Source organism: Dyadobacter endophyticus, assembly GCF_014641595.1.
GTDB lineage: Bacteria > Bacteroidota > Bacteroidia > Cytophagales > Spirosomataceae > Dyadobacter > Dyadobacter endophyticus.
In genome coordinates, this window is record NZ_BMIA01000003.1 from 164435 (window position 1) to 175931 (window position 11497).

At 49.5% G+C, this 11497-nt stretch carries 11 protein-coding genes; 9 read left to right on the forward strand and 2 right to left on the reverse strand.

Annotated elements, in window-relative coordinates; all coding sequences use genetic code 11:
• Positions 1 to 63: 63 nt before the first annotated feature.
• From IEY24_RS20490 to IEY24_RS20525, 8 genes are all read left to right on the forward strand, one after another.
• Positions 64 to 1284, forward strand: a complete 1221-nt coding sequence (locus tag IEY24_RS20490) for an aminotransferase class V-fold PLP-dependent enzyme (protein WP_188935547.1) — start codon at positions 64 to 66, stop codon at positions 1282 to 1284.
• 51 nt (positions 1285 to 1335) lie between these two features.
• Positions 1336 to 2589 (forward strand): amidohydrolase/deacetylase family metallohydrolase, encoded by a 1254-nt coding sequence (locus tag IEY24_RS20495; protein WP_188935549.1) that lies wholly within the window; start codon positions 1336 to 1338, stop codon positions 2587 to 2589.
• A 47-nt stretch (positions 2590 to 2636) separates the two neighbouring features.
• Positions 2637 to 4370 carry a PQQ-dependent sugar dehydrogenase gene (locus tag IEY24_RS20500; protein ID WP_188935551.1) on the forward strand — a complete coding sequence of 578 codons (1734 nt, stop codon included), beginning with the start codon at positions 2637 to 2639 and terminating at the stop codon, positions 4368 to 4370.
• Between the two features lie 127 nt (positions 4371 to 4497).
• The gene (locus IEY24_RS20505) at positions 4498 to 4929 is read left to right on the forward strand and encodes a c-type cytochrome (protein ID WP_188935552.1); all 432 of its coding nucleotides are present in this window, start codon (positions 4498 to 4500) and stop codon (positions 4927 to 4929) included.
• Positions 4930 to 5018: 89 nt separating this feature from the next.
• Complete coding sequence (locus IEY24_RS20510; protein ID WP_188935553.1) at positions 5019 to 6515, forward strand: PQQ-dependent sugar dehydrogenase; 1497 nt, start codon at positions 5019 to 5021, stop codon at positions 6513 to 6515.
• A gap of 38 nt (positions 6516 to 6553) precedes the next feature.
• Positions 6554 to 7021: a RidA family protein gene (locus tag IEY24_RS20515; protein ID WP_188935554.1), complete on the forward strand. Its 468-nt coding sequence runs from the start codon at positions 6554 to 6556 to the stop codon at positions 7019 to 7021.
• Between the two features lie 329 nt (positions 7022 to 7350).
• Positions 7351 to 7962, forward strand: a complete 612-nt coding sequence (locus IEY24_RS20520) for an RNA polymerase sigma factor (RefSeq protein ID WP_188935555.1) — start codon at positions 7351 to 7353, stop codon at positions 7960 to 7962.
• Positions 7963 to 8084: 122 nt separating this feature from the next.
• Positions 8085 to 9278: an acyltransferase family protein gene (locus tag IEY24_RS20525; protein ID WP_188935556.1), complete on the forward strand. Its 1194-nt coding sequence runs from the start codon at positions 8085 to 8087 to the stop codon at positions 9276 to 9278.
• A 19-nt stretch (positions 9279 to 9297) separates the two neighbouring features.
• On the opposite strand, the gene IEY24_RS20530 is transcribed toward IEY24_RS20525, so the two are convergent.
• Together IEY24_RS20530 and IEY24_RS20535 are read right to left on the reverse strand one after the other, a co-directional pair.
• A complete protein-coding gene (locus tag IEY24_RS20530; protein ID WP_188935558.1) occupies positions 9298 to 9489 on the reverse strand; it encodes a type II toxin-antitoxin system HicA family toxin in 192 nt (63 codons plus the stop codon).
• Positions 9489 to 9713 (reverse strand): type II toxin-antitoxin system HicB family antitoxin, encoded by a 225-nt coding sequence (locus tag IEY24_RS20535; protein ID WP_188935560.1) that lies wholly within the window; start codon positions 9711 to 9713, stop codon positions 9489 to 9491. The genes IEY24_RS20530 and IEY24_RS20535 overlap by 1 nt, the downstream gene beginning before the upstream one ends.
• A 446-nt stretch (positions 9714 to 10159) precedes the next feature.
• Between IEY24_RS20535 and IEY24_RS20540 the strand changes: the two genes are divergently transcribed.
• The gene (locus IEY24_RS20540; protein WP_188935562.1) at positions 10160 to 11257 is read left to right on the forward strand and encodes a FecR family protein; all 1098 of its coding nucleotides are present in this window, start codon (positions 10160 to 10162) and stop codon (positions 11255 to 11257) included.
• The last annotated feature ends 240 nt before the right edge of the window (positions 11258 to 11497 follow it).

The following is an 11497-nucleotide window of genomic DNA, read 5'->3' on the forward strand; positions in this document are numbered from 1 at the left end:
CTCTGCATACCGTCTAAACCATTCTGTAAAGCCTTTAACCAATCTATTCAGTCCTTAACCATTATGATAAACCGCAGAGATTTAATCAAGCATCTGTCCACAGTTCCCCTCCTGGGCGGATTTTTGGGCAATGGTACCGCAGAAGCTGCCGACCTGCTCGTCAAGGCGCCAGTCCGTAACCTCGCCAAAGAACTCGGCATCCGTACCTTTATTAATGCAGCGGGTACCTACACAATGATGACCGGGTCCCTCATGCAGGACGATGTGGTGGCTACGATCCAGGGGGCGGCCAAAGAATTTATGATGCTCGATGAAGTCCAGACGAAAGTAGGCGAGAAAATCGCCGCCATTACCCACGCCGAATCGGCGGTGGTGACTGCCGGGTGCTTCTCGGCACTTACGCTCGGGCTTGCGGGCGTGCTCACGGGTATGGACCCAAAAAAAGTGGAAGCATTACCGCATTTGGAAGGTACCGGTATGAAGTCGGAAGTGATCATTCAGAAAGGCCACAACATCGGCTATTCGCATGCATTGACGAACACCGGTTGCAAAATCGTCCAGGTTGAAACTGTGGAAGATTTGCAGAAGGCGATTAATGAGAAGACCGCATTGATGTGGTTCCTGCACATTCAGTCCGATAAAGGGCAGATCAATCACGAAAAATGGATTGAGATTGCAAAGAAAAATGGCATTCCTACTATGATCGATATGGCTGCCGATGTGCCGCCCGTTGAAAACCTATGGCGTTTCAACGACCTGGGCTTCGACCTCGTGTGCGTATCGGGCGGGAAAGCCATGCGCGGGCCACAAAGCGCAGGTATCCTGATGGGCAAAAAGCAGTACATCGACGCTGCACGCCTGAGCATGCCTCCGCGCGGATCGACCATCGGGCGCGGTATGAAGGTGAATAAGGAAGAGATCCTCGGCATGTACGTCGCACTCGACAATTTCGTGAAGATGGATCACAAGAAAGAGTGGAAAATATGGGAAGACCGCGTGGCAACCATCGAGAATGCTGTAAAAAGCGTGAAAGGTGTCGTTACCGAAGTCACTGTCCCCGAACTGGGCAATCATACCCCTACATTGAAAGTATCGTGGGACGCGGCGAAGATCAGCCTGCCAGTGAAAACCTTGCAGGAAAGCCTTCGCAAAGGCAACCCGTCGATCGAGGTAATGCCCGGCGAAAACAATTCGCTCACCATTACCACCTGGATGCTTAAAGCGGGCGAGGAGAAAATCGTAGCATCCAGATTGAAAGAAGAGCTGTCGAAAGCAGTTGTTTAAATATGTACAGTACCATTAATATTCCTAAACCCAACCTTTTCAAGAAGTAAAATGCAACACAGGTCTATCCTTTTCACTCTTCTGGCATGTCTGCTTGGCGTAGTTTCCCATGCCCAGACGTACAGCGTTCTGATTAAAGGCGGCACGGTGATCGACCCGAAAAACAATATCAACCAGGTAATGGATGTCGGTATTTTCGAAGGGAAGATCAGGAAAGTGGCGAAGGATATCGATCCGAAGGAGGCCCGCCAGGTAGTGGATGCCAAAGGGATGTATGTAACACCCGGATTGATCGATATCCATGGACACGTGTTTTTCGGTACCGAGCCAAACCATTATCTCAGTAATGGTTTGGTGGCGTTACCACCCGACGGCTTCACCTTCCGCGTAGGCGTAACGACGATCGTCGACGCGGGCGGTGCCGGCTGGGATTCGTTTTCAGAGTTTAAAAACAATGTAATCTTCAATTCCAAAACCCGCGTACTCTCGTTCCTGAACATCGTAGGACAAGGCATGCGCGGCGGCAACTGGGAGCAGGATACGGCCGATATGGACCCAAACCTGGCCGCGGGCGTCGCGATCAAAAATCGCAACGACGTGGTGGGTTTCAAAGTGGCGCATTTCCAGGGTAAAGATTGGAAACCGGTTGATAACGCAGTGAAAGCAGGAAAGCTGGCAAATATGCCGGTGATGGTCGATTTCGGTGGCAGCACACCGCCCCTCCCGCTCGAAGAACTGTTTATGAAACACCTTCGCCCGGGCGACATATACACACACGCATACACGCTGCTCGAAGGCAATATCAGAGAGACAATCGTGGATGAAGCCACGCAAAAAGTAAAACCGTTCGCACTCGAAGCCCGCAAGAGAGGCATTATTTTCGACGTAGGCTACGGCGGCGCAAGTTTCAACTACTCGCAGGCGATCCCGGCTATGAAAGCCGGTTTTTACCCCAACACGATTAGTACCGATCTCCACACCGGCAGCATGAACGGCTCGATGAAGGACATGCTGAGCATTATGTCGAAGTTCTATAATATGGGGATGGACCTGCCGTCGGTGATCAAAGCCAGCACCTGGGAACCAGCCAAAGTGATCCATCGGGAGCAGCTGGGCCACATTACCGAAGGCGCCATCGCCGACGTAGCCGTGTTCTCGATGCGAAAAGGCAATTTCGGTTTTTATGACAAAACCGGATATAAGGTAGAAGGCAAAGAAAAACTCGAATGCGAACTCACCGTCATGGGCGGAAAAATAGTTTATGATTTGAACGGCATTACGTCGCCGATATATTTGACTAAATAACATAGACCATGCATCATCGCATACTTAAACCCCTCTTTAATTGACCTATGTTAAAAAAACGCTTAAAATGGTCTGCCTCACTTCTTGTCCTGCTCGGGCTGGGGTTTACGCAGCACTCCGACCGGGAGTTGCCGGTTGTCAATACCAAAAATGGTGGTCTGTTCTTGCCGGACGGCTTTGAGGCTACTGTTGTCGTGGACAGCCTTCCGGGTCGTGCGCGCCATATTGCGGTGAATGACAATGGTGATATTTATGTGAAAGCGCGGTTTGCCGATAAGGGAGAGTCGGTAATCGCATTGCGCGACACCAATAAAGATGGGCGGGCCGATATCATCAAGCGTTTCGGCGGTGCCGCGAAAGAACGGGCTTACGGAACGGCCATGCGGATTTACAAGGGTTACCTGTATTTCAGCTCCGAGCTCGTGGTTTACCGTTACAAACTGACGCCCGGCCAACTGGTGCCCGACAGCCCGGAAGAGGTGATCCTCACCGACGACCACCCGCACGGTATGCACGAGCACATCGCCAAGCCGCTCACATTCGATGACAAGGGCTTTATGTATGTGCCTTTCGGTGCCAATTCCAATGCTTGCCAGGAACAAAACCGCACGCCCGGCTCCAAAGGGATGGACCCATGCCCGATCCTCGAGGATCACGGCGGTATCTGGAAATTCGACGCGAACAAGACCGGCCAGTTACAGAAGGACGGCACGAAGTTCGCGACGGGTTTGCGCAGTGTGGTCGCATTGGACTGGAATTTTCAGGACAACAACTTATATGCGGTGCAGCACGGCCGCGACGATCTCCTGCGCCTTTGGCCGCAACTTTACAACGGCTGGCAAAGCGCCATGCTTCCTTCGGAGGAATTTCTGAGAATTAAAGAAGGCACGCACGCCGGCTGGCCCTATTGTTATTGGGATCAGATGCAATCCAAAAAGGTATTGAACCCCGAATATGGCGGTGATGGTAAAATTGTAGGCCAGTGTGATCAATATGAAAAACCGCTGATTGGCTTTCCCGGCCATTGGGCGCCCAATGATATTCTTTTTTACCAGGGCAACCAGTTTCCCGAGCATTACAAAAACGGTTCGTTCATCGCATTCCACGGTTCCACCAACCGCGCACCCTACCCTCAGTCGAGCTATTTTATTGGTTTTGTTCCTTTTAAAAACGGCCAGGTTGCCGGTGAATACGAGATTTTCGCGGACGGTTTCGCGGGCCTCGACCCGATCGTGAACGTGAGCGACGCAGTGTACCGTCCGATGGGCATCTCCATGGGGCCCGACGGCGCTATTTATATCGCCGAAACCGAAAAAGGTAAGATCTGGAAAGTCACCTACAAGGGTAACAAGAAAAAGTTTGCCAAACCGGCGCTTGCGAAAATGGAGCAGCGTAAAACGATGTCACACATCCGCACGCCCGATTTTGTAAACGATAACCTGGATAAGGACAAACCCATCGCAGGCGGCAAGGTTTACAGCGTGTATTGCACGGCCTGCCACCAGCGTAACGGCATGGGCGACTCGCAACGCTTTCCACCACTGGGTGGGGCAGAATGGGTTACCGGCGACAAAGAGCGGCTGATCAAGGTGCTGTTGAATGGTCTGGAAGGCCCTATCGAAGTTAAAGGCCAAGCCTACAACAATGTCATGCCGCAGCACAGCTTTTTAAAAGATGAAGAAGTTTCGGAGGTGTTAACTCACATCCGGAGCAACTTCGGAAACAATGCAAGCCCTGTCACGACGGACGAAGTAGCCAAAGTGCGGGCCGCGATTAAATAGCAAGATATTACGCCATTCATCTTCCAACCCCGTTTAAGCGGATATTACTCTCCGGCAATTGAGTTTTCCTTTGAAGGGGTTGGAGGAAGAATGGCAAGTGTAACTAATTTACCATTTCTGTATATTCATGCCGAAAAATAAAATCATAATCGCAGGCTTCTTTATTCTTTCCGGAATCGGTCTGGCGGGTTTTTCTTCCGAGAAGAACGCTTCCACACACCACAATCAGGAGCCATGGAAGGCACCGGCCTGGGCTGATACCCTGAAAAGCCCTTTTCACGAGGAGCCACTTACGCTGGCCCAGGGCGAAGAACTGTTTACATTATATTGTTCCTCATGCCACGGCGAAGGCGGGTATGGCGATGGTGCCGCAGGCGGTGCATTAGGCCAGAAACCAGCCAATTTCCACGATACGCTGGTGAAGGCACAAAGCGACGGCTCGCTATTTTGGAAAATGTCGAACGGCCGCGGGAATATGCCGCCGTTCCAGGATGTGTTTACAGCCGAACAACGCTGGCAGCTCGTAGCGTACATCAGACATTTGGGCAAAAACGAATAAGATTTTTAAAAGAATACTTCGGCAATCGGCAGTCGGCTTTTCAGTTCAATAGCCGGAATCCGATTGCCACCTAAACCTCTTAAAACATTATGTTACAATACAGCCGCATCATCAAGTCCGGACTTACGTCGGCACTCGCACTGGGCCTGACGTTCCATGTTTTCGGACAGCAACGGGAAGTATCGACTTCCGTCCCCAAAGCACTTCGCGACGATATTACCATCGAAGAGTACATGAAAGTGGAACCGGAAGCGGTTCGCCTGATCCAGCACCCGGTTACCGGAGAAATGTACTATACTACGTTTTTTGGTGATGTGGTTAAAATCGTGGTCGAAAACGGCAAGCCGGTGAGTAAAAAGCTGCTATCCGTCGAAGATCACGGCATTCCCCGCTTGCAAGGCGCTGCTTTTCATGGCAATACCCTCTTTCTGGCAGGAAATGTGAGCGTCAACAACAATAAAGGCAATAAAGGCCGGATAGTCCGCTATGAAATGAAGCCCGGCGTGGGAACGCCCGGCGTCGACAAGCCTGAAATGACAGTTGTTTTCAATACCGTTGAATACGGGGCGAACAAAACGACGTTCGATCACGGCTGGAACGCGCTGGAAATCAGCCCGGACGGCAAATACATTTACGTAAACACAGGCGCACGCACCGACCACGGCGAGGTGCAGGACAATGGCGGCGAATATCCAAATGCGCGCGACAATGCACTCACAGCGAACATCTTCCGCTTCCCGATCAACTCCAAAGATCTCTTACTTTCAACGGATCTCGCCAAACTCAAAGCCGAGGGCTACATTTTTGCCGAAGGTATCCGTAACGCCTACGACATGGCCTTCGATGCCAAAGGCAATCTCTTCGCAGTTTCCAACTCCGGCGATTATGACCATCCCGAAGACATGTTCTGGGTACGCAAGGGACACCATTACGGCTTCCCCTGGGTAATGGGCGGAATCGACAACCCGCAGCAATTCCCCGACTTCCAGGCCGACCCTGAGAAAGATCCGTTCCTGAGCAAGTTTGCATTCGCATTCCTAATGAAGTATTTTCACAACGACCCGGACTTCCCGAAACGGCCGGCCGGTGTGAAATTCTCTCCTTCTGTTCAAAACCTTGGCCCTGATGCCAACGAGTATCGCGACCGCAAAACCGGCGCGGTAATGGATGGGGATACTACTGGTGTGACTGTGGGTACTTTCAATGCGCATTCGTCCCCATTAGGCATCTTCTTCGATACGCACAATGCATTAGGCAAGGAATTCACCGGCGACGGCTTCGTGATCCGCTACACCGGCGGCCCGCGTAACGGCGTCGTAAACCCGAACCCATTGCGCAGATACGGTAAGGACTTGCTTCACCTGGAAATGACCTACGACAAAAAGGCCGACAACTACAAAACCAAAACCACCAGCATCATCAACAACTTTACCGCCCCTACCGATGCGTTGCTTATCGGCAATACGCTGTACGTCATCGAGTACGGCGGCAAGCAAGGCGGCAACAAAGCAGGTGGCAGTCTCTGGAAGATCACCCTTCCAGCCAATGATAAACTGGCGAAAAAAGCCAAAAAGAAAACTTCGTAATACATCTCGTTCTACATATAACTTTAATCAATCCTGTTATGAAATCTGAAAGAAGGTCTCTTATTAAGAAACTCTTTGCTTCCGTTGCTGGCATCGCCGGCATTGGTGCTGTATCTAAAGTGCACGCGGAAGTAGCTGCACCTGCGCCCCAAAAAGAAGTGGGTGACGTGGAAATGTATCAGGACGTACCTCTTTTCTCGGGCCATACCAAGTTCAACAACCTTGTTTTCGTGGCTGGTAAAGGTGCCCACTTCGAGGGCGACATTACGGCTCACACCAAGCACGTACTCGACGAATTGGAAAAAGAGCTGATCAAAGCAGGTTCTTCGATGGAAAAAGTACTGAAATGCTCCGTTTTCCTCCACGACCTGAACGATTACAAAGCCATGAACGAAGCCTACAAAGGCCGCTTCGGCAGCAAGCCGCCATGCCGCACCACCGTAGCGGTGTATGGCGGCGTACCAGGCGACTCGCTCGTTGAAATCGACTGTATTGCTTACGTTTAGAATTTAGGAGGGAGGAAGGAGGAAAGGGAAAATGGAATTGCATTCAAATTCTCTCTTCTTCCTTCTTCCATTTCAGTACTACCTCTCGAACCTTTTTCAGTGTCTTTTCTCCCCTTCCTCCATCCTCCCCTTCCTCCTTTCCTCCTTTCCTCCTAATCCAAAGAGTAACCAATCCGGCAAAACGAACCACTTACCTCACTTTTCACAAACTTTAATTCTGGAATAATACAATTATCCAAGATTAAATTCGCTCACTAAAAATAAAGTCGGACTTATATTTTAGATTATCCCGATTAAACAGTTAATTTGTTTAACCTACCCGACAAGATTTGAACAAGAAACAACGCATCGCTGAGGAGAATGAAGTTCTTTTGAATCTCTGGCACCAAAGCCAGGCCGGGGACAGTCTGGCATTTTGCCAATTGGCCGATAAGCAATACCGCACTCTTTTCAACTACGCCTGCAATTTCACCTCCGACCGGGAGTTCATCAAGGACGCCATTCAAGACTTGATGATCCACATTTGGGAAAGGCGTCAGAATATTCAAATCCAGTTCGTTACCATTTATTTCCTGCGTGCGCTGCGCAACCAGTTGATGCAGGAATTCCGGCGCAGCAACGGTTCCCACCCGTTTCTTGACATCGATGAAGCCCACCAACTTTCAGACTACCAAACAGTTGAAACTGAAATTGAACGGAAAGAGCTGCTGAATGAGAATCAGGTCAAAGTGCGGTGTGCTATCGAAGAATTGCCCCGTCGCCAGAAAGAGGCTGTTTTCCTCAAATACTTTGAAGGAATGGACAACGAGCAGATCGCCGACCTCATGCAGGTAAACCGGCAGTCGGTCGCCAACTTGCTTTTCAAAGCCATCACCTCGCTCAAACGGCACATTCACCCGATCAGCAACCTGCTGCTCCTTTGCTTCGCGATGCAGTTCTAGACTTGCCGCCCCCTGAATTCCAGCATATAGATCCGGATAGCTCACTTATCTTTTCAGAAAACCGCGGCTGTAAGCAATCGGAAGCTATCTTTATGCATCCTTTCGTCAACAAAAGATAACCGATGCTACAAACTGCCAGTCGAACTCTCTGGATAGATTACCTCCGTTCATTTCTGACAGTTCTGGTGGTTGCTCATCATTCGTCGCTCGCTTATACCACTTTCGCGAGCTTTGATAAGGTTGCCTATATCAATTCCACCCATCCGGTTGTCGATACCCGTCGCTGGGTAGGACTGGATATTTTCGAAAACTTCAACGACGTATTCTTCATGTCGCTGATGTTCCTGATCGCCGGATTGTTCGTTGTCAAAAGCATTGAACGCAAGGGTGTCACCGCATTCCTTCGTGACCGGTTTTACCGCCTTTTCATTCCTTTTCTGGTTGGAGGCACCTTGCTCAACCTGCTCGCGCATTACCCTGCGTACCTGGTCGCACACGGAAGCGGGAGCCTGCCCGCCTACGTGACAGATTTCTTCGTTGTTGAGCAATGGCCCGTTGGCCCGCCCTGGTTCATCTGGGTACTGTTTGTGTTCAATGTGGTGTTCGCATTCATCTATTTAACCAACAAATCACTCCTGGGGAGCAAACCGCTCGCTGCTCAATCCGATGGCTCGATCACAAAAACTCATAAACCCGTAAAAACCCTGCTATACTGGTTCCTGTTCACCTTCGCATTGTACGTTCCATTCGCATTCTGGCTCGGGCCGGGAACATGGACTGGCTTCGGGCCATTCGATTTTCAGATCAGCCGGGCAGCATTATATTTTGGCTATTTCATACTTGGTACCTGGCTAGGTAAAGTACGCTTCAACGAATCTCTTTTCGGTACCTCTTCCCTACTCGTACGTCGCTGGCCGCTATGGCTGTCTCTGTGCGCAGGTGTATATACGTTGCTTACAATTATGCCGCCATTCCTGACCAATCTCGTCAAGCAGGGCACATTTTCCGAGATTACAGGCTACCTGATTTACTTCTCTATTTACATGCTATCCTGCACATTCAGCTGCATTGCTTTCCTTACAACGTTCCGTGCATTAGTTAAAAAGCCGAATGCCGCGTGGGATTCCCTTTCCGATCATGCTTACCTGATCTATTTGCTGCATTATCCGTTTGTGATCTGGGCCCAGTACTTACTACTAGAGCTACCCTTCACAGCATTTTTCAAGTTTCTCATAACATTGTCAGTTGCACTTCTCGGAAGCTGGGGGTTGGCTATTCAACTGCGAAAGGCAAAATTTGTTAAACAGTATCTTTAAGTCTGCAAAACCATATCATTTAGAACTTTTCAATACCTAACTGTTTGCAAATCGTCTCACAAAGCGATTTGTCTAACCTCGGGTGCCGCGGGACCGTGCTACGAAGGCTTTGGTCGTGATTAACATACAGGTCATGCTTTGCGCCATGCCGCCTGAGAAAACATCCGTGTTTTTCAAGATGCTTCATAAATTCGTTGCGTTTGACGGACATCAGGCAAATTCCAGCTCCTGCATCGATACAATATTTTTGAAGGTGCGCTGTGAATTGTTTTTTTCCAGAACGACATCTGAATCCTGGAAGTAGAGGCCAAGCGCGTCCTGAATGTTATCCATAACCTGCTCCACATTCGCTCCCTGAGTTACGACGCCCGGAATCTCCTGAACCTGTCCGATCAGCATCTCCTCTCCCTGCGTAATCACTACTGTTAATTTCATATCATCTTTCTTTAATGTCTAATTCGACGCTAAACAAATTTACAAAAATCCCGCACCACATCCGGCCAATGCTCCCCGGCACTTTCCAACCGAATCCTGCTAGGCTCTATATTTCAAAAGAAATCCGATTTTAATTATAGGAACAGATGCCATGTAGCGCTGCGAAAGCTGGGTAGTGAGCAGCCATTTATGTTCCAAATCGCCTGATTTCTTTCTAAAAATATAAAATGATATTTAAGACATCAAATTTTTGATCGCTTAAAAACCAAACAATGAATTTCCGGCTGGTACAGATATACCAACGGTCAAAAGGCACGCGGTTTACGCACTTCACCACATTTTATTTGCCCTTTCAAAACTTTTCAAAAATTAATTTCCGAAAGGAGAGTATTGACCCAATGTTCTCGCATCCTTATTAAAATTAGCCATATTATTATTTGCCCGATATGCTCGATTACCGCAATTTTCTTCCGGAGGAACTAGCCGCCGATCCATCTTTCAGACGCTGGGTGTTGTTCGACAGCCCCGCCGATGAAGCCATATGGGCCGAATGGCTGGAACATAATCCGGACAAACAGGATCTCGTTGATCGCGCCAGAAATTTTCTGATGGCGACGGAAGCGGCGTTCGATCAGATTTCGGATGAGGAAGTGGCTAATGAAATCTACCGGCTCTCGCACGCAATCGGCGAAAATAATGCGAAAAAATCTTCGTCATGGCTGCGTTTCAGGCCTAACTGGTACCATATGGCAGCCTCCGTGCTGATCCTGATGTTTGCCGGGTGGTGGTATAACAAGCAAACGCTTTCACAGAAGCAGTCGGACCAGTATAAGGTGATCCTGAGCCAGATCAGGGAGCCGCTGATCGAAGCGATAAACACGGGGAACGAAGCGAAACTCGTGATTCTGGAAGACGGCAGTTCGGTGCTGTTGCAGCCCGACAGCCGCATTACCTATCCGCGCCGGTTCGAGGGCCGCAAGCGCGAAGTGTTTCTGAAAGGAGAGGCGTTCTTCGAAGTGGCTAAAAATCCCGGCAAACCTTTTTACGTGTATGCACATACGCTGGCTACAAAAGTGTTGGGTACGAGCTTCAAAGTGAGCGCATTCGACGGCCAGGAGGTGAAAGTGGTGGTCAAAACCGGTAAGGTATCTGTTTTCCCGATGACGAAAGAAGCGATCGCCAGCCAGCATGCGGATGATAAACTGGGAGGAATGGTATTGACCCCCAACCAACAGATCACATTCGCACCCAATGAGTTACGTCTTACCAGGAGCCTTGTTCCGGACCCGAAACTGCTGGAATTACCCATTCAGAGACAGTCATTCGAATTTAAGGGGACGCCGATTACAGAAGTGTTTGCGGCATTGGAAAAATCATATGGCGTGAAGATCGTATTCGATGCCGAGGTAATGCAAAACTGCTATCTGACCGCGTCGCTCTCCGATGAGCCGTTATTCGAGAAGATCAACCTGATTTGCAAGACGATCGGCGCGCAGTACGAACAACTGGATGCCAGCATCATCATCAACAGCAAAGGATGTTAATGAAAATACCTTTCTCTCAATACTTTATGACAAATTCACCCTTGCCTATGAACATAAACCACTACTAATTTCCAGTCCCAAAAAGGTCGATGATGCTGCAACACCACCGACCCGATCAAATCCCCATGCTTGTGTACGCTTAACAGCATCTGAACGAGGCTGCTGTGGGAACCATTATGCCGAATTTTAACCCGACAAAAATCAAAATTATGTCAAAAAGAGTACAATTTCACCATGCTT

Excerpts from the sequence above, each read along its gene's own strand:
- IEY24_RS20500 (WP_188935551.1), top strand. The coding sequence starts at position 2,637 with ATGTTAAAAAAACGCTTAAAATGGTCTGCCTCACTTCTTGTCCTGCTC.
- IEY24_RS20505 (WP_188935552.1), top strand. The coding sequence starts at position 4,498 with ATGCCGAAAAATAAAATCATAATCGCAGGCTTCTTTATTCTTTCCGGA.
- IEY24_RS20495 (WP_188935549.1), top strand. The coding sequence starts at position 1,336 with ATGCAACACAGGTCTATCCTTTTCACTCTTCTGGCATGTCTGCTTGGC.
- IEY24_RS20540 (WP_188935562.1), top strand. The coding sequence starts at position 10,160 with ATGCTCGATTACCGCAATTTTCTTCCGGAGGAACTAGCCGCCGATCCA.
- IEY24_RS20525 (WP_188935556.1), top strand. The coding sequence starts at position 8,085 with ATGCTACAAACTGCCAGTCGAACTCTCTGGATAGATTACCTCCGTTCA.
- IEY24_RS20515 (WP_188935554.1), top strand. The coding sequence starts at position 6,554 with ATGAAATCTGAAAGAAGGTCTCTTATTAAGAAACTCTTTGCTTCCGTT.
- IEY24_RS20530 (WP_188935558.1), bottom strand. The coding sequence starts at position 9,489 with ATGTCCGTCAAACGCAACGAATTTATGAAGCATCTTGAAAAACACGGA.
- IEY24_RS20490 (WP_188935547.1), top strand. The coding sequence starts at position 64 with ATGATAAACCGCAGAGATTTAATCAAGCATCTGTCCACAGTTCCCCTC.
- IEY24_RS20535 (WP_188935560.1), bottom strand. The coding sequence starts at position 9,713 with ATGAAATTAACAGTAGTGATTACGCAGGGAGAGGAGATGCTGATCGGA.
- IEY24_RS20510 (WP_188935553.1), top strand. The coding sequence starts at position 5,019 with ATGTTACAATACAGCCGCATCATCAAGTCCGGACTTACGTCGGCACTC.